Here is a 17,876-nt window from a genome sequence, read left to right on the forward strand (position 1 = left end):
TTATGCTGAACATTCAAATCACAAAATAACACTGTGATTAAAAAAATTGCTTACTTATTGGCCGACTTTACGCTATAACGCAACGCGGTAAAGACAAGGATAAATCAAGCAAAACAGTCTAATTCTACTATCCTTATTTAATACGCTTCTTCCTCTTAAAACTCTTGAGAATATGACACGATGAGTGATTATTTTGACCAGAAATCTGTGATCGGTAACGCCGAATGGTGCACCTTTCCTTCATTAAATATCCCTGCAATTAAAGCTCGTGTCGACTCAGGAGCTAAGACATCGTCTTTGCATGCGGTCAACATTCAGTCCTTCCAGCGAGCAGGCCAACTTTGGGTAACATTTGAAGTTCACCCAATTCAAGAAAGTCGTAAAGTCGTTGTTTACTGCGAGGCTGAGGTCGTTGATCAACGGGTTATCAAAAGCTCAAGCGGCGACCGAGAGAAACGTTACGTCATTCAAGTACCGTTACAGCTTGGTGAGCGCACATGGGAAGTAGAGCTTACTTTAACGGATCGCGACAGCATGGGTTATCGCATGCTACTAGGCCGAGAAGCCATGAACGGCCGCCTACTGGTTGATCCTCAAGTGAGTTGTATATTCGGAGATCGCCCACAAGAAACGCTAGCAAAGCTGTATGAGACACCAGAGATTCGCGAAGGCGGTTTACGTATTGGTGTACTCGCGAGTAACCCTGAGCTATACAGCAACCGCCGCATCATCGAAGCAGGCGAAGCTATGGGGCATGAAATGCAGTTTCTCAACGTGCGCCACTGCTATATGAAACTGGATGCTACTACCCCCGAAATACACTATCGAGGCGGCCGTATTCTGAACGATTTGGATGCAGTAATTCCACGCATTCGACCAAGCATGACGTTCTATGCGTGCACCTTGCTACGTCAGTTTGAATCATTGGGCATTTTCTGTCTAAACGACTCCACTGCAATCGCTCAATCACGTGATAAGTTGCGCTCACTGCAATTACTGCTTGAACATGGACTAGCCATTCCGACAACTGGGTTTGCTAATTCACCTTTAGACACAAACGATCTGATTAATATGGTGGGTGGCGCGCCACTCATTGTAAAGCTATTAGAAGGCACACAAGGTAAAGGGGTCGTTCTAGCGGAAACGAAAAAGGCCGCTGAATCTGTCATTAACGCTTTTAAGAGCCTTAATGCGAATATTTTAGTGCAAGAGTTCATCAAAGAAGCCAGTGGTAAAGACTTACGCTGCTTTGTAATCGATGGCAAAGTGGTCGCATCCATTCAGCGTGTAGCCGCTCCAGGAGAGTTCCGCGCTAATATCCATCAAGGTGGTCGCGCTGAGTTAGTGAAAATCACGGCTGAGGAAAAACGCATTGCAATCAAAGCCGCTAAGGCGATGAACTTAAAAGTAGCAGGCGTGGATTTAATTCGTTCTAACAATGGTCCATTGCTGCTTGAAGTAAACTCCTCCCCAGGACTACAGGGCATAGAAACCGCCACCAATGAAGACATCGCTTCGATGATGATCTCGGCTATAGAAAGACGCCTTGCAGCAAAGGCTCGCGACGCCCTGTAGCAATATAAAGCAAAAAGGCTCTTACACTATGTATAAGAGCCTTTTCCTTATTCTAACGTCACTGGAAGATCTAGCCTGCAATCACGGTTTGGTTACGGCCTTTGTCTTTGGCACTGTAAAGTGCTTGATCCGCACTTTCGACCCACTGTTCGATCGAATCGTGGGCTTGGTTAAGCTCACTACAGCCTAAGCTAATAGTAATATTTAGATCACCTTTACTGGTTTTAAAGACATTTTCTTCTACTTGGCACCGAATCTTCTCGCAGTAAATTTTGGCATTTTCCTTTGTAGTATTCAGCAGCAAAATACAGAACTCTTCACCACCGTATCGGCCAACAAAATCCCCTCGACGAGATCCACTAGACAACATCTTCGCCATTTCTTGTAGCACTACATCACCTGTCTGGTGCCCATAGTTATCATTCACACTTTTAAAATGGTCTATATCAACAATGACTAGCGTGTGAGGGCCACTGCCATTCTGTATATAAGAGTCAAAAGTAAGCTTAATTGCGCGATCAAGGCTAGCACGATTGTGTAATTCGGTCAGTCCATCCGTTTTACTCAGCTGATCCAGCTTACGATTAACAGCAGAAAGTGCAGCCTTATTGACCGCTACATCCGTTACATCATAAACCACTAAGCATAAGTGACTTACCGTACCGTTGGCATTATTAATCGGACGAATCACAATATTCTGGAACATCAGTTCTGAAATGCTAGTGATGGCTCGGTAAGACTTAAACGGAAACAAATAAGGTCGTTGTTCCCATGAAATATAAATAGGCGTTCTTAACGCTAATACCGTATCCAGTTTTTGCTGTAACCAGTTTTGGTTAATGGATGGAAAGATATCAAACAAACTACGCTGGCGGGCATTTGTAGAACTCACACCAGAATGGTTTTCCATGAAGCCATTCCAAAGCTCCACTTCATAATTCTTGTTGATCACAACCAATCCCACATCGATATGCTGCAACATATCAAATAACCAATGCAGCTCGGTCATATCTGTCTGTTGCGTCATTTCAATCATCCTCAACCAAATAAGACAAAAGATTCTCCAGTACGGGTAAGGAATCTTCTGTGAACAACAACATCAAATCACAACTAATTTGGTAATTATCCACTTCATATACGATCTCAACAGCCAGTGTTCGTTTCCATTGAGCGCGTTTCACATTAATAAGATCAGCGACTTTGATATGCTGACCTAAGACCACCGGATGACTGTAACTGAAATCAATATTTAGCTGGTCGCCCAGAGCCTTTATAAAAGGCCCTATTAATACAGATGAAATATCCATCTGCAGTTCAACTTCTAAATTATGATCAATATCTTCCGTTACATTTAACAATTTGGCCATTTCAGGGAAGCTTGAGTCAGAAAAAATCAGCAGTGCTTCCATTGCAATACCAGACCCGACAAACCCTTGAGTCACAGCGGAGCAACGACCAGTATTCATTGCACCATAGGTCAAGGCCATTTGTAGCTCACTGACCTCCAAAATATTAACTTTGGGAACAGGTAGCTTCACAAACACATTGAGCATATCCGCCAATACACTCGCAGCTCTACCCATCGCGACATTTGACACTTCTTGCAAGCATTGACTCAGACTGAAATCATCTGCTGCACTGCTCTCAAGCACTAAACCTTGTGAGTTCGAACCATCACCAAATAAGTTGTGGTCTTCAAGTGCTTTTTCCAATATGTCTTGATCGACAGGCTTTTTCAGAAAATCCAAAGCGCCCAGTGCTTTTACACGTTCCAAGGCTTTCGTCTGGATATCACCCGAAACGACTAGCACCTGAGGTGCGTTGGCGACCGACTGCAATGCTTCTAGCGTTTGGTAACCATCCATCACAGGCATATTCAAATCTAGAAACAGAACATCAACTTCGTTGGACTGAATATGCTCCAGTGCTTCTTGACCGTTTGTCGCGAATTCTACCTGAGCATCCCATTCCTTGGGCAAAACTCGAGCTAACTGCTTACGCGCAATTCCAGAGTCATCACATATGAGAACTTTTTTGCTCATTAGAGTTACAACCGCCTATGAATTAAGAGCAATTAACCGCTCAATATTTCTACAAATTTCATTAAGTGTATCGTTTTCAATACACGATTTATAGTCACTCTTTCAACACATTGTCATTAGGCAAACGATAATAGAGCTTCGACAACCTGCTGCTCATCATAACGGTCTGGCTTGTTGCAAATCAGGTCTGCTCTTATAACCGTTACGCCCCAATGCTGCAGTCGTGCTTCATCTACCTCACCGTAATCGTATTTGCTGTCTAACAATACCCAATTAAGTACCGGCGTCTGACGATTTAGCTCGGGGGCCTTCAGCATCAAACAGAGCAAATATTCGATACGAGCCATGAGCGGCCAACCTTTTTGTTCGGGGTCTTCCCCTAAGTTTGGCAAATACAGTTTAGGGTTTGAGTTTGCTATGATCGCCTCGGAAACGCCGGATACCAGTAAATTCGCGACAACACTGGTAAAAAAGCTACCCGGTGGGTAACAAATGATGTCGGCTTGTTCGATGTTCTGTCGACGGTCTTCAGGGACTTGCGCTGAAATTGGATGGTTTTCTATCAATCCATGGTTAAGCCAGATTTCTTTAATTGGAGACGACAGCGGTCGACATTCTTTTCCGGTTATTAAATGTTGGCCTAAGATACATTCACCAGAGGCTAAGCGAACCCCTAAATGATGTGTTTCATCTACAATCGTCGTAACCTCACCAAGTGTTTTAACCAACCGAGAGAATAGAAAGATAATGGGATCAAGCAACTGCTGATTACCTAAATACCCTCCCGAAATAATTAAATTCCCAACACTGGCTCCCCGAAGATCAAAATCCTCTGGCAAGTTTGCTTGTAGTCGAGCTAATTGCGCTTTGATCAACGATTTCATTGGTGCCAAAATTGGCTGCATCAAAAGATGTGAACCATCCGTTAATTGGCTAAACTCTTGCCACAACTGCTCATCAGACATATCGTGTGCCAATCGGTAGCTGAACAAATCAAACACATCGGGCTGCCCTAAAACAGTTTCGTCAGCCAGGGCCATAATGCGGCTGCGTAAATCCCCTACCGCAGGCATATCAAATGCTTGACGTAACTTTGCCGAACTACCGCCAGAGTCAAACGGGGTTACCATGTGGATCGAATGATGTGTATAGCGTTTGAGCTGGCGTGAGATTTTATTTAGCGCAGAGCCACCACTAAAAAACAATATAGATGGTGCAAGCTCTGGGAGGCTTTGATATCGATGAACTCTGACAGAGTCCGGTACCACAAGTCGACGTGAGACGTTGAACATAAAATTATCTACTACTGAGTCAATGGAGGTTCTTCTGTGAGCCTACTTGATGGAGATCGCGCCACACCATCATGCAGTTTCGACCACTACCTTTTGCTTTATAAAGACTTTTATCTGCCTGATCAAATACCTTTAGAACAGGGTCTTCAGCACCCTTCTGGACGCTAATACCGCAGCTCACAGTCAAATATTTATGAGGTGATGTTGGGTGAGGAATATGCTGGTTATAGACATCCTCAACGATGGACTGCGCAATATTCACTGCACTACGCTCAAGGCAATCTGGAATGAAGACTAAAAACTCTTCTCCACCATAGCGAATCGCAAGACCTGACGCTGGAGTATTGCGTTTAATGACAGATGCAACCATTTTAAGAATGTTATCTCCCTGTAAGTGGCCTAGCTGGTCGTTGTATTGTTTAAAGTAATCAACATCAAATAACAAAACGGCATAGCCACACTCCCCCTCCCCTGATTGGAAAGAAGCCACTTGTGTATCAAACAGCTTACGATTCAATAACCCTGTGAGAGGATCTTTTTTCGCTTCACTTTCAACCACCATCAGAGTTCGTTTGAACTCTTGCTCTGCTTTGACTTGTTCGGTGACATCCATCAGGCATACTAGATCGGCTTGTTGGTTATCCCAAAAAACTGCATTGCTGGCAATTTCGTACCAATGCTGATTTTGCTCATCAAAATACGCCTGTTTATCTGTCTCTTGAATTTCATGCCTCGACAATCGAACACACAATTGCACAGCTTCTGGGAAGTCATCGATACAGGACAGCTCTTGCCCTGCAAATAACTGATTTAAAGACTCACTGCTGTATAGTAACCACTCGTTTTGAAACACGGCAACTTTCATATGAGAATGTTTAATAATCGTCTGCAATTGATGGCTTGTGGTTTCAATTTGTCTCTGCTGAGCGGTAATCGTATCGACATAATTCTGTAGCTGCTTTACTAATACACCTAGCTCATTGCGCTCATCGAACAGCGCCACATCATCATCGGTAATAGACTTTTGCTGACCCACTAGGTGCTTTAATGCTTGCAAACGTCTGAATAACTCTCGATTGAGATATATTATTAACGAAAAAGCGACTAACAGTTGAACAACAAACATCACCGTAAGGACATCAATAAAACGCTCAGAACTTGTAGAAATATCATTTGCTTGAAGTGTTACAGTGTCTTCAGTCTCAATATAAACACGATGCCCAAAGTCCACCACGTTACCTAAAAGTATTCGGTTCTGAGTGCTCAGACCCAGCACCTCTGTTCGATAAACTTCTTTTTGAGAAAGCAGCTCGAACACGCCTTTAGGTGCACTGATCAATGGGTTTATCGCTTGAAATGACAATTCATCTCGTTGCGCTAACGATGCCAATGTTTTGCGGATGTTAATCAGCGTTCTATTCTGCTCGTAAAGGTGCTTGTTTATCGCCAATTGATTTAGATCTTGCCAAAGACCGTCCAGCAACACCTTCGTAGATGCCTGTTCTACTAATTTATAATGCTCTATAGTTTGTCTTAAAGCTTCCGTGGTGCGTGCAAACAGTGCGTCTTCCACTTGATCTAACATTGCTTTAGAGCGAGACATATTCATAACACTTGGCTCAACTTTTGCGACAATCTCCGTCAGTCTTTGAACTTGCTCATTCCCAGTACTAAGCGCTTTTAAACTAAGCTGTAGCTCTTCTATCTGCTGGCGTACCTGAGACATTAATATTCTACTGTACGCTGGTGAATTACTATTAGAGATCTCATTAGAGAGTGTTGCTAAACGTGTGATGCTCAGCTGAATACTATTCAACCTTTTTAGTGCAGGCAGCTCTTGTTCAGATTGCTTCGAAACAGCACTATTTAATTGGGAAAAGTAATACAGCGAAAAAGCGCCCGATATCAACATCAGCAGCACCATAATAAAAACCGTCGCTGCAATTCGAGCACGCAAACTTCTGCGGATACTCAACGACTCATCGGACATATCTTAATTACCTGTATTACCCAAAGGGGTACGATTAATAATACGACCTTCAATGGCTGGGGAAATAGTGTCAAATTGCTCCAAATAATCAGAAACAATATTCCAAGTAAGTCGCTGACTACTTAAATTATCTGAAACAACTTTCACGTTGGAAAAATCATAACCATCGCCACCTTCTAACATATAATCTGAAATGGCTAGGGTATAACGACCTTTATTAAGCGGCTGTCCTTGTGCATTTGTTACATTTAAGATGCGTAGACCCACAGGTTTACTCCCATCGTATTCATAATGCAGCCCAGATACTTGAAGAAACCGGCCGTCTAAGTCTTCTACACGCGACACACTGTGCTCTAAAACTTGCTTGATTTTATCAACGTTCACCTCGACAACGTAAACATTCCCTCCAAATGGTAACTCACGCTGTACATCTCGACGAGTTAAAACATAACCTGCCTCATAATCACGATAACCACGAATTCCACCTCCGACTGTCGCAGCAAAATCCGCTCGAGTATAGTGACGTATCGCATCCAAAACGATGTTACCCCAACGAGACTCTTCACTTCGTAGAGTACTGCGGTGAGAATCCATTGGCGCAGCAAGGGTGACAAGCTCTTGATTTAAAACAACATCTAATTGACTGGTATAGCGTTTGATCACAGTTTGAAGTTGATCATCCGGTGGCTCATTAGCAATATGAGCAACATGCCCTGTCATCGTAGTAGACTGAATATCAATCACCGCTAACTCGTCATCAATACCACCAGAGAACATGACTAATGGATGCTCAGAGTGCACTTTATCAGGGCCATCCTGAGTCACCATTATAATATCTAGACTGCCTAAACGATTCAAAGGGACAGATTTAAGGTAGGAATTTTCAGTAATCAACATAACTTTATCAGCACCTTGCTGACGTGCTTGCTCGACCCAACGCAGCAACTGCTCAGAGGTTTCATCAACAACAGCCTGATTAAACAGAAAAGTCGTGTTTACTTCACTCGATACTGTCATCAGTACGGCAATAGTCATATCACCTAGTGGCAACAACGCATAAGGACGCACACCTTCCACATGACTTAAAGTGCGGCGATCCAGTAAATTCGACAATACCATTGGAAACAGAGCTTGCGTACTCAGAAGAGATATTTGATCAAAACCGTCGTTAAATTCTCGTCGATTGATACCCAGAGCGTCTACAGACATAGCATTCATAATGGATATCATATGAGCACCTTTGTCATAAACCGATAATGGATTAGGGTAAAGGCTGTCACCACCATGAATAAACAAAACTGGCTCGTCGCCTTGCTTCATTCTTTTAACGTAGTTTGAGATCTTGGCCAGAGAATAACCATTTTCATCTGGATATAATTCTGGGGCATTTGATGTGAAAATAATCTTCGCTGCCTCTACGTTCGCGCTCATTAAAGAAATCGCAAGCAGCGCTGTAATCATCCTTTTCATACTGGTAGTCTCATCACTTTTTAAACTCCAGTTTATACTCAACTTATTGAGTAAACATGACAGCAACTAAATACATTGATGTTTTTTCCCCATCCATGTATTGATTACCTCATTTAGCCGATCTTTTGACACAGGTTTAGCAACATGATCGTCCATCCCAGCTTCAAAACACAGCTGATCGTCTCCTTTCATTGCATTCGCACTAAGTGCAATCACTGGCACATCTTTCGCTGTTGCCGATTCGGGCTCAAAACAACGGATCGCGCGAGAGGCTTCATAACCGTCCATGACTGGCATTTGGCAATCCATGAAAATTAAATCATAGGCTGTTTTTGCCATCATATCTAACGCTACTTGACCATTCTCAGCCACATCTACTGTTAAACCAAACAGGCTCAGCATACCTTTAGCAACAATTTGGTTTGTCAGGTTATCTTCTACTAATAAGACTTTTGCCTGTAAGTTCGCGGATGCTATCTGCTCATTTGGATCATCAGCCGATGTTTCAAGTGTACGATTTTGAATGCTCTCCAATGCCGAAAATAATGCTTTACGGTGGACCGGTTTATACACAGATGCTGCGCCACAACGCTCAACTTCGGTACTTTGACTTCCCTGACTCACGAGCACAATCACTTGATTTTGAAACATCGCCAAGACTTGACGAATCTCATCGTTTAAACAGGACTCATCAACCATCAGCACATCGGTTTCATTAACAAGGTTTGGGAGCGGTAGCTCATCCAAAAACTCATTGGGTAATTGCCATTCCCTTAACATGGCTTGAGCGTAAGGTTTATCTTCTTCAAGCCCGATTACATAGACCTTCGAAACATTTGACAACGTTTCCAAAGAGAACGCATTCACGAGACTTTTCTTAACTGGCAAGCTCAACTCAAACCAGAATGTTGCGCCTTGTCCTAATTGGCTTTCCACGCCAATCTTACCCTCCATGGCCTCGATCAATTCTTTACTGATCGCCAATCCTAAACCCGTACCACCATAACGTCTTGTCGTAGAAGCATCTGCTTGCTTGAAACGCTGGAACAAACGTTTTTGTAGGCTATCGGAGATACCGATACCACTGTCGACAACTTGTAGTTTAAATGTTGCTTGACCCCCTATTTGACTCCCTTGGTGAGCAATTAGCCGGACCACTCCACCTTTGCCAGTAAATTTGATCGCATTACCAATCAAATTAAGAAGTACCTGACGTATTCGTAAGCGATCTCCGAAAACCACTGCTTCAGGCAATAACGTTTGCGGAGCAACTAAAACTAATCCTTTCTCCTGCGCCTTGATACGCATCAAACTTGAGATATCCTCTAGTAGATCCTGCAAGTCAAAATGCTCAGGTTCAAGCTCTAATTCACCAGCCTCTATTTTAGATAAATCTAAAATATCATTCACCAAATCCAGTAATGAATCACCACTTTGGTGCGCCAACTCCACCAGCTTTTGCTGCTCAATATTCATGGCTTGGCTCTTCATTAAAGTAAGGCTACCCAGCATACCGTTTAGTGGCGTACGAATTTCATGACTCATATTCGCTAAGAAGCGACTCTTAGCTTGATTCGCTTCCTGAGCCTCTTGTGATGCAAGCTTAAGTTTCTCTCCTGACTCACGTAACGCCAAATTTGCTTTTGACAACTCTTTTGTTCGTAAGGCTACTTGTCTCTCAATCTGCGCAGCATGACTAAACACCAAACTTAGTACCCAACCTAGTAACCCAGCCACGAATAAGCCACCCACCAGCACAAAATGCGTCCCCCAAGGCTGCTCAATAAACTTTGATTGACTTACGTGAACCAACTCCCAGCGATGCGCACCAACAGGAATCATTGAGCGATGGTAAAACGGAAATGCTTGCTCTGAAACGCCTTTTAATAATGCTTCACTACTCAACGTTGCATTCTTACTAGAGGCTAAGATGTAAGGTGTTTGATTGGCTTGATGATCAACTAAATATACTTCAATACTATCTATTGGATTTCGGTCAAGGATACGCGACGATAAATCGCTAATTTCAAATAGGCCCGTTGCCATCGCATAAAGTTTTTGATTCTTGTAAGCAGGCAAAAACATAAGCACAGCTTTAGTATTTTGAATCAACGTAATAGCAGATGTCGGCATGGCAGCATTCAGTCGAATTGCATTTTTAATGGCCGTACGTCTGGTTTTTTCAGAATACACATCAAATCCAATCGCTTTTTTATTAGGCTCTAGTGGATAAACGACACCAACCGAAACATATCGATCGCGCTGCCCAACAGGCTCCATATTCCCTTCCATATTTTTTTGTTTCAAGGCAAATGGGAAGCCATACAAAGCACTCATAGTAGCTTCGTAAGAGGATATATCTCTTGCTTCTAATACATGATTCATAGACAGCGCCTTGATTGCTCGATCTTGGCTCATTACGATCTCACTATACTCCTTAAACTCTTCAGGTGAGATAAGATCACTTCCTCGAATATAGCCGGCTAAACCGTAAAGAATATCGACCGAGTTCTTCACTCGTTCACTGAGCAAGGTTGAACTCAAATCTGCATTAGAATCAAAAGCTTGATGTTGTTTTTCTAACTCAAAGTAGGCCGTAGATAGCGACAAAATTATTGTCGTTATCGCAACAATACACAACGCCATAATGATACGAATAGGATGGTCGTAATATACGGAAAAATGCTTGCGAAACAGCACCGCTAACCATGGCACTAAAACGATCACACCAACGGAGTCACCTAACCACCAACTTAGCCAATTCATCGTCGCTTGTTCTGCTGGCAGTAAGCCAAAAGAGTAGAGGATGAAGGTCCCCGTACTGGCACTGACTAAACACCCAATAGGGCCCGCCAACACAATAAAACTCAGTACATGTCGGATATTATAAAAGTGAAGTTTTTTGCCAATAAAATACCGAATTAATGCATAGCTAAACGCTGTTTGAGCAGAACTCCCCAACGCAATGAGTATAGGAACTAAAAAAGAAATTTGGCCCGTGTTGCTATAACCAATAGATATGTTTACTAAAGCTGAGCCTAAAAATACGCCAAGGACAGGGCGGTAACCAAATAATAAACATGCCGCAATAGCCACACCCGATGCAGGCCAAATAACCGTTGCATACCCCGGAGGAATGGCAAATGCTTGTCCAAGCCAACCCGCTACAAAATAACAAATTGCAGCAATAATAATTATTCTCAAACTTTGACTTATGAGCATAAATACCCTTTTCTAACCTTGGTACCCGCATTGGCAGAAGGGCTACTTAAAAGCAATCTTCTACAGCATTATCTATTCTTTCGAATATAGCAAAGCTGAGCTTTGAAACATAAGAAAAGATGAAAGAATGTGTAAGTGCGCTTCTTAGGGATTAAAAGATAGTTAACCGGCAATCACACATGCTGAATTTGAAGGTTGGTTTTTTGAAGGGGCTAGAAACTAAAAAACCCCGCTATAAGCGAGGCTTTAAATGGTGCCCAGAGGCGGAATCGAACCACCGACACGAGGATTTTCAATCCTCTGCTCTACCGACTGAGCTATCTGGGCAAGTGCGGCGTATTATAAATAACTGGTTATAGTCGTCAACACTTTTTTAAATTTTTTATTGGTAAGTTAGTAAATTAGCGCGCTCTGGTATGATAAACACATCTTGAGGAGACCTTAGATGCTAAATATTGTTTTATACCAACCAGAGATTCCACCTAATACGGGCAATGTCATCCGACTTTGCGCCAACACGGGTTACAAGCTGCATCTTATCGAGCCGCTTGGTTTTGATTTAGATGAGAAAAAAGTGCGTCGTGCTGGGCTTGATTATCACGAATTGGCAAATGTTAAACGCTACGCCGACTGGGAAACCTTTCTAGAGCAGAACGCAGGGCAATTGGGCACTGTTTATGCCTTAACCACAAAAGGCAGCCACACCCATTCTGAAGCACAGTTTAAAGCCAATGATGTTCTTGTATTTGGTCCAGAAACAAGGGGCCTGCCAAACGATTTTATTGAAGCACTGCCCTATAGCCAGCGTTTACGCTTGCCGATGCAAACTGGCTCACGTAGTTTAAACCTTTCTAACACCGTCGCTGTGATGGTCTATGAATCATGGCGACAACTAGATTACGAATTACCCAGCTCGGAATAAAGAGAACGAACTATGCTGCTTGGAAAGCTAATACATCGTCAGACTCGGTCCCGATTAAGATATCGCAAACAAGTTCACCTTCATGCAGTTAAAGACCTAAAGCGGCGTTTTTTCATGCTCGCTATGGTGGTTGCTGTGCACAGCATCGCGATGGTGTATTTTGAAGATTTAGATTGGTGGCAAGCGTTTTGGTTAACCATGACCTCGGCCAGCACCACAGGTTATGGTGACTTATCGGCAGCGACTTTTTGGGGGCAGTTTGCCACCATTGTATTAATCTATGGCATGGGCATAACCTTACTTGCTCAAATTGCCAGTGATTACGTAGAAATGCGCCTTATACGTAAAGAAATGAAGATCAAAGGACGTTTGGAGTGGAGCGACATGCAGGATCACCTTTTAATCATCAATACCCCCTCAACGAATACTGAACGCTACTTGAGCTTGATGGTTCAACAAGTTTGCAATACCCCTGGGTTAGATGATGTACCCATTCAAATTCTGACACCTAAATTTCCAGAGGGACTACCAGAAACACTTAGGGCAAAAGGCGTGGTTCACCACACAGGTGATGCAACCAGTCCTGGGATGCTCTACAGTGCTGGGGTAGCAAACGCCAGATACATTGTCGTGCTGTCACCGGATAGCTTGAATGCTCACAGTGACAGCTTAGTATTTGACACCTTACATCGCATCCAAGAAATCGGGACAGAAGCTTTTATATTGGCAGAAGCCATTGATGACGCAAACCGCCAACGCTTTCGTGAAGCGGGCGCTAAAGCAGTTATTCGACCAATACGCGCTTACCCTGAAATGCTGGTACGCTCTATTGTCGCACCAGGTACCGAGCAAGTACTCGAAGATTTGTTTCGTTACCAAGGTGATCACACTGTACGTATCAATGTCTCGTTATACGATGTACGCTGGGCGGATGTGGTGACTCAATTGATTCAACGAGATATGGGGACCGCCATTGGCTTTGAAGATACGATGGGGAACATTGTGACGCACCCTAAATCAAGTGAGCACATTAGCTTAAATGCCCTAATTTTACTAATTGGAGAAGATCAGGTAACGCCCACCGGTGCGGAAGTAAAAGCGCTTCTAGCTCCTAAAAACTGACGTTTAGATCGAGCTCTTGATGCATAAAAAAAGCCAAGCAACTCTTGCTTGGCTTTTTTAATTAAAGTTGACCCGTCAACACAAGGTACTTTTCCATCAACTGCTCTTCTGATTCCTTAAAATTAGGATCGTGAGGGATACAGTCAACAGGACATACCTGCTGGCATTGAGGCTCATCGTAGTGACCAATACATTCGGTGCATTTAGAAGGATCGATCACGTAGATCTCTTCACCTTGGCTAATTGCTTCGTTTGGACACTCTGGCTCACATACATCACAGTTGATGCATTCATCGGTAATGATTAGAGACATGATGCTCTCCTATTAATCTGATGCCGTTCGGCATTCATATAATCAATCAAGAACGCTTTTCAGCCGCCAAGGCGGCTTTATGATAGTGTTCGGTTAACACATGCTTCACTTTAGGGTGAACAAACATTCCGAAGTCACCATCCAATGAAGCAATCTCACGCACCAATGTTGACGATATATAGGAGTGCTTTTCTGACGGCGTCAAAAATAGGCTCTCTACATCCGGTGCAATAACGCGGTTCATATTCGCCAGCTGAAATTCGTACTCAAAGTCCGAGACAGCACGTAATCCGCGCACAACAACCTGCCCCTTAACAGAGCGTGTAAACTCTGTTAATAGGTTATCAAAGCCAAGTACTTCAACATTATCTAAATGCCCCAAGATATCTTTAGCCAGTTCAATTCGCACATCGTGAGCCAAGACCGGTCGTTTCTTAGGACTTGCCGCTACAGCAACAATAACCTTCGGAAACAGTTTAGCCGCACGCTCCACAAGATCAGTATGACCGTTTGTGATGGGATCAAAAGTGCCTGGGTAAACTGCGATTGTACTCATAGCTTTAGTCCAAGTTAGTTTTGTTTAAAGAACCAGACGATTCTCGGCTTACCTTTAGGCTGGGCATCATATAAGAATATTCTGCTCTACTCAAATCAGCCGCCTAAATCACTCCCAATTTGTTTAAATAACAAAAGGGGCAATAAATTGTTTCAGCACCGAAATACCCAGAAAAATAAAGATCGGTGATAAATCAAAACCGCCCAAAGATGGAATAAAACGATGGCATAAGCGATACAAAGGTTCACATATTTGCATCACCAGCAGTGCTCCAGGATGACTTGACGAAGGTGCGACCCAACTTAGGATCACCGAAATCAACATGGCCCAGAAATACAAGTCCAGCAAGTGGTAGACCACGCCTGCCACCGTATAAATCACGTAATGCGTAGGCGTTAGCTGGTAACCCACAATAGTCATCACGAGAACAAGAATTAACGCTTGCACAGCCAAAGCCAATATCACAGAAGACGTATCAACACGCCCAATGGACGGAATCACTTTGCGCAAGGGCTTCAATAGAGGGCTGGTCGCTTTCACGATTCCTTGACTGATAGGGTTATAAAAGTCCGCACGTGTTAATTGTAAAACCAAACGCAACAAGACAATAAATAGGTACAAATTACCTAATGTTTTAACGATGAGAATTAGCGGATCGCCCATTTTTGGCTCCTATTTACATTAATTGTTGGCAAACTCTTCACCAAGTTCTTTAGAGCGCTTAGCGCAAGCTTCGATCGCAGCAGTCATCAGTGGTTCAATACCCTGCTCTTCTAACGTTTCCAACGCCGCCTGAGTAGTACCATTTGGCGAGGTAATATTACGACGAAGCTGGGCAATGTCATCATCTAATTGAGTCACCATTTCAGCTGCCCCTTTCATTGCATACGTCGACAGCTTACGGCAAGTAACTTCATCCAGACCTTGCGCCTTACCTGCTTCAATCATGGCTTCTAGAACACGAAAAAAATACGCAGGCGCGCTACCAGATAACGCGGTGACCGTATGCATTTGGTCTTCTTCATTGACCCAAACATGGCTACCAAAGCTATCAAATGCCTGAGCAGCCCATTCTTTTTGCTGTTCAGTCGTCTTGTCATTGGCAATCAAACCTGACATACCACTGCCGACCAATGCTGGTGTATTCGGCATAGAGCGAATCACGGCAACGGGCTTAACCAACCATGTCGCTAATGCTCCAAGCTCAATACCTGCAGCAACGGAAATAAACAACTGATCATCACGTACCACATCGGCAAAACTTTCCACAACTGATTGCAGCATATTAGGCTTAACACATAAAAAGACTACATCCGCTTGCGCGACAGCATCTTTGTTGTCGACATACATTTTGATACCAAAACGCTGCTCAATCGCTGCATGGTCGTCTACGCTAATGGAACTGCCGACAATAGACTCGCCTTTGTAACCGCTTGCACGCAAGCCGCCAATGATCGCAGATGCCATATTACCCACACCTACGAAAGCAATTTTTAAACTCATTTTTCACCTATTTTAACGAATGACTTATGCGAGTTATACTCGCTATGATGTGTAATCTCGCGCACCGAAAATTGCAGTCCCAACACGTACCATGGTACTGCCTGATGCAATGGCAGCAGCCATATCTCCAGACATTCCTATAGACAAGGTGTCAATATCGCAATCTTGTTGTTGCAGTGCTTTAAAGGCCTGATAAAGCGGAGCATATACTTGAATTTGATCCGTTTCGCTGGTTTGCGGCGCAGGAATAGCCATTAGCCCTCGCAATTTGATATTAGGCAGCTGTTTCACCAACAATATCATGTCATCAAGCTGCTCTAATAAAATACCGGACTTAGACACTTCCCCACTAATATTTACTTGAATTAGAACATTCAATGGAGGCAAATTAGCAGGACGCTGCTCACTTAATCGACGTGCAATTTTTTCTCGATCAATGGTGTGCACCCATGTCATCGTTTCCGCTATCTGACGAGACTTATTGGATTGGATCGGACCAATGAAATGCCACTCTATATCTTTTAGATGGCTCAAACTCTCGTTTTTATCTACCGCTTCTTGAACGTAGTTTTCACCAAATCTACGCTGACCAGCCGCATAAGCTGCTTCTATATCAGCTAAAGGTTTAGTTTTACTTACCGCTAACAAACAAACGCTACCGGAGGTACGATTAACCCTTTGCTCTAGCTCTAAGATCTGTTGTCGTACATGCTTAAGGTTTTCCGCGACAGACACAACTTTTCCTCTAACGTGTTAAATGCATTAAACGTCGTATGCTTCATCTAAGCACTGAACAAACTGACCGTAATATTCGAGACGATAACCTAACTGCTCCGAAACAGCTTTAGCCGCTGCCACAGACGCAACATGCAGCTTTTTATGGTCCGCTTGCTCTGGGTACAAAGACATGCCTATTTTGACGTCGCCACTTAATATGGAAACTTGGCTCGGATCCACTTTGAGTAAGGCTCTTTCTATTTTTTGTGCCACGATTGGAGCGTCATCTAGCTGCATAATCCGCATAGCCATAACAAACTCATGATCTGTTTTATTGGCTAACAGATCATTGTCTCGCAACGTTTCTCGTAGCGTATCTGACAACAATTTTAGTTCATCAGCGTTTGCTTCTTCATTCACTAATACTGTGACATAAGCCAAGCGCTGAAAATATCGGCGTGCATCTCGCAACATCATATCCAATGCTTTATCAAAAGCATGAGACTGAAGTAAACCGGTTACTTCATTAGTGTGTTCCTGCAGCAAAACATCTGTGTGAAGGCGTCTCACGATGGCATTAAACCAATACGGTAATGCTTGCAGCACTTGTTCGATGGACCAATAGTACAGGCGACGCTCAGTTTCATTACTCAGATTTGGTGAAAATAGACAAAAAGTCAGCCAATTTTTATTCTCATCATGAAAACTCACCATGTCACATGTTTCTAAGAAGTGATCATTCAATGCCTTGTGCCAACAGGTCCAATCCGTTTTGGTTGATAGATTTTGCTCTCTCGCAAACGGTCGTGAAGGGCTGGCTACGAAAGTTGATAATGTCTGTGGTATATGGTGAAGAGCACCTAGAGAATCGGTCATTTCTGACCAATCCTGAAAGTTCAAAATGCGCCACTGAACCAGCTCTTTATCACACCAAATAACGCAAGGACGCAGAGTATTAGGAAATAGCGTCCAAATACTTTTAACAACCTGTTCAATATACGAAGTCAAACCAGCGCTGCTCGCCACTAGATCTAGCAAAACCTGATCAACTTTGCGTAGCTGTAATAAAAAGTCTCGTTGTATCAGAGGTTCATGCACGGCCTCAGTCTGTGACACATCCTGCTTCAGTGCATCCATTTTCGCTGTATCCAT

15 protein-coding genes, 1 tRNA gene and 1 pseudogene are annotated in these 17,876 nt (G+C 43.3%); 4 read left to right on the plus strand and 13 right to left on the minus strand.

Annotated features, from left to right (window positions below; genetic code table 11):
• Nucleotides 1–180 precede the first annotated feature (180 nt).
• Both AYW75_RS19050 and rimK read left to right on the plus strand, forming a co-directional pair.
• Nucleotides 181–591: pseudogene (locus tag AYW75_RS19050) on the plus strand (ATP-dependent zinc protease family protein); the annotation flags it as partial.
• Between the two features lie 69 nt (nucleotides 592–660).
• Nucleotides 661–1,575 (plus strand): 30S ribosomal protein S6--L-glutamate ligase, encoded by a 915-nt coding sequence (rimK, locus tag AYW75_RS15760; protein ID WP_231872612.1) that lies wholly within the window; start codon nucleotides 661–663, stop codon nucleotides 1,573–1,575.
• 70 nt (nucleotides 1,576–1,645) lie between these two features.
• Here the strand turns inward: rimK and AYW75_RS15765 are convergent, their stop codons facing one another.
• From AYW75_RS15765 to AYW75_RS15795, 7 genes are all read right to left on the minus strand, one after another.
• Complete coding sequence (locus AYW75_RS15765) at nucleotides 1,646–2,602, minus strand: GGDEF domain-containing protein (protein WP_067101739.1); 957 nt, start codon at nucleotides 2,600–2,602, stop codon at nucleotides 1,646–1,648.
• A 1-nt stretch (nucleotide 2,603) separates the two neighbouring features.
• Nucleotides 2,604–3,617 carry a response regulator gene (locus AYW75_RS15770; protein ID WP_067101507.1) on the minus strand — a complete coding sequence of 338 codons (1,014 nt, stop codon included), beginning with the start codon at nucleotides 3,615–3,617 and terminating at the stop codon, nucleotides 2,604–2,606.
• 116 nt (nucleotides 3,618–3,733) lie between these two features.
• Entirely contained in the window at nucleotides 3,734–4,909 is a 1,176-nt protein-coding gene (locus AYW75_RS15775; protein WP_067101510.1) for a GAK system CofD-like protein, read from the minus strand.
• Nucleotides 4,910–4,928: 19 nt separating this feature from the next.
• Nucleotides 4,929–6,899 carry a diguanylate cyclase gene (locus AYW75_RS15780; RefSeq protein ID WP_067101513.1) on the minus strand — a complete coding sequence of 657 codons (1,971 nt, stop codon included), beginning with the start codon at nucleotides 6,897–6,899 and terminating at the stop codon, nucleotides 4,929–4,931.
• A gap of 3 nt (nucleotides 6,900–6,902) precedes the next feature.
• The gene (locus AYW75_RS15785) at nucleotides 6,903–8,369 is read right to left on the minus strand and encodes a bifunctional metallophosphatase/5'-nucleotidase (protein ID WP_082856564.1); all 1,467 of its coding nucleotides are present in this window, start codon (nucleotides 8,367–8,369) and stop codon (nucleotides 6,903–6,905) included.
• A 66-nt stretch (nucleotides 8,370–8,435) separates the two neighbouring features.
• Complete coding sequence (locus tag AYW75_RS15790; protein WP_082856565.1) at nucleotides 8,436–11,591, minus strand: ATP-binding protein; 3,156 nt, start codon at nucleotides 11,589–11,591, stop codon at nucleotides 8,436–8,438.
• 251 nt (nucleotides 11,592–11,842) lie between these two features.
• Nucleotides 11,843–11,918: transfer RNA gene (locus tag AYW75_RS15795), tRNA-Phe, on the minus strand.
• A gap of 118 nt (nucleotides 11,919–12,036) precedes the next feature.
• On the opposite strand from AYW75_RS15795, the gene trmL reads away from it, so the two are divergent.
• Nucleotides 12,037–12,513: a tRNA (uridine(34)/cytosine(34)/5-carboxymethylaminomethyluridine(34)-2'-O)-methyltransferase TrmL gene (gene trmL, locus AYW75_RS15800; RefSeq protein ID WP_067101519.1), complete on the plus strand. Its 477-nt coding sequence runs from the start codon at nucleotides 12,037–12,039 to the stop codon at nucleotides 12,511–12,513.
• A gap of 114 nt (nucleotides 12,514–12,627) precedes the next feature.
• A complete protein-coding gene (locus AYW75_RS15805; RefSeq protein WP_231886232.1) occupies nucleotides 12,628–13,635 on the plus strand; it encodes a potassium channel family protein in 1,008 nt (335 codons plus the stop codon).
• Between the two features lie 61 nt (nucleotides 13,636–13,696).
• Here AYW75_RS15805 and AYW75_RS15810 read toward each other — a convergent pair whose 3' ends face one another.
• The 6 genes from AYW75_RS15810 to AYW75_RS15835 all read right to left on the minus strand — a co-directional run bounded on the left by AYW75_RS15810 (nucleotide 13,697) and on the right by AYW75_RS15835 (nucleotide 17,876).
• Nucleotides 13,697–13,948 (minus strand): YfhL family 4Fe-4S dicluster ferredoxin, encoded by a 252-nt coding sequence (locus AYW75_RS15810; protein ID WP_067101525.1) that lies wholly within the window; start codon nucleotides 13,946–13,948, stop codon nucleotides 13,697–13,699.
• A 46-nt stretch (nucleotides 13,949–13,994) separates the two neighbouring features.
• Nucleotides 13,995–14,504, minus strand: coding sequence for a pantetheine-phosphate adenylyltransferase (gene coaD / locus AYW75_RS15815; protein ID WP_067101526.1), 510 nt, complete (start codon nucleotides 14,502–14,504; stop codon nucleotides 13,995–13,997).
• A gap of 123 nt (nucleotides 14,505–14,627) precedes the next feature.
• A complete protein-coding gene (locus tag AYW75_RS15820; RefSeq protein WP_067101529.1) occupies nucleotides 14,628–15,167 on the minus strand; it encodes a YggT family protein in 540 nt (179 codons plus the stop codon).
• Nucleotides 15,168–15,185: 18 nt separating this feature from the next.
• Nucleotides 15,186–16,007 (minus strand): pyrroline-5-carboxylate reductase, encoded by an 822-nt coding sequence (gene proC / locus AYW75_RS15825; protein WP_067101532.1) that lies wholly within the window; start codon nucleotides 16,005–16,007, stop codon nucleotides 15,186–15,188.
• 42 nt (nucleotides 16,008–16,049) lie between these two features.
• The gene (locus tag AYW75_RS15830) at nucleotides 16,050–16,742 is read right to left on the minus strand and encodes a YggS family pyridoxal phosphate-dependent enzyme (protein WP_067101534.1); all 693 of its coding nucleotides are present in this window, start codon (nucleotides 16,740–16,742) and stop codon (nucleotides 16,050–16,052) included.
• 27 nt (nucleotides 16,743–16,769) lie between these two features.
• Nucleotides 16,770–17,876, minus strand: a complete 1,107-nt coding sequence (locus tag AYW75_RS15835) for a GGDEF domain-containing protein (protein ID WP_156490874.1) — start codon at nucleotides 17,874–17,876, stop codon at nucleotides 16,770–16,772.

It is taken from the genome of Marinomonas atlantica (assembly GCF_001639725.1).
Taxonomy (GTDB): Bacteria; Pseudomonadota; Gammaproteobacteria; order Pseudomonadales; family Marinomonadaceae; genus Marinomonas; species Marinomonas atlantica.

Coding starts and splice junctions, on each gene's coding strand:
- AYW75_RS15820 (WP_067101529.1), bottom strand. CDS start 15,167: ATGGGCGATCCGCTAATTCTCATCGTTAAAACATTAGGTAATTTGTAC.
- AYW75_RS15780 (WP_067101513.1), bottom strand. CDS start 6,899: ATGTCCGATGAGTCGTTGAGTATCCGCAGAAGTTTGCGTGCTCGAATT.
- proC (WP_067101532.1), bottom strand. CDS start 16,007: ATGAGTTTAAAAATTGCTTTCGTAGGTGTGGGTAATATGGCATCTGCG.
- AYW75_RS15810 (WP_067101525.1), bottom strand. CDS start 13,948: ATGTCTCTAATCATTACCGATGAATGCATCAACTGTGATGTATGTGAG.
- AYW75_RS15765 (WP_067101739.1), bottom strand. CDS start 2,602: ATGACGCAACAGACAGATATGACCGAGCTGCATTGGTTATTTGATATG.
- AYW75_RS15790 (WP_082856565.1), bottom strand. CDS start 11,591: ATGCTCATAAGTCAAAGTTTGAGAATAATTATTATTGCTGCAATTTGT.
- AYW75_RS15785 (WP_082856564.1), bottom strand. CDS start 8,369: ATGAAAAGGATGATTACAGCGCTGCTTGCGATTTCTTTAATGAGCGCG.
- AYW75_RS15805 (WP_231886232.1), top strand. CDS start 12,628: ATGCTCGCTATGGTGGTTGCTGTGCACAGCATCGCGATGGTGTATTTT.
- coaD (WP_067101526.1), bottom strand. CDS start 14,504: ATGAGTACAATCGCAGTTTACCCAGGCACTTTTGATCCCATCACAAAC.
- AYW75_RS15775 (WP_067101510.1), bottom strand. CDS start 4,909: ATGTTCAACGTCTCACGTCGACTTGTGGTACCGGACTCTGTCAGAGTT.
- trmL (WP_067101519.1), top strand. CDS start 12,037: ATGCTAAATATTGTTTTATACCAACCAGAGATTCCACCTAATACGGGC.
- AYW75_RS15835 (WP_156490874.1), bottom strand. CDS start 17,876: ATGGATACAGCGAAAATGGATGCACTGAAGCAGGATGTGTCACAGACT.
- AYW75_RS15770 (WP_067101507.1), bottom strand. CDS start 3,617: ATGAGCAAAAAAGTTCTCATATGTGATGACTCTGGAATTGCGCGTAAG.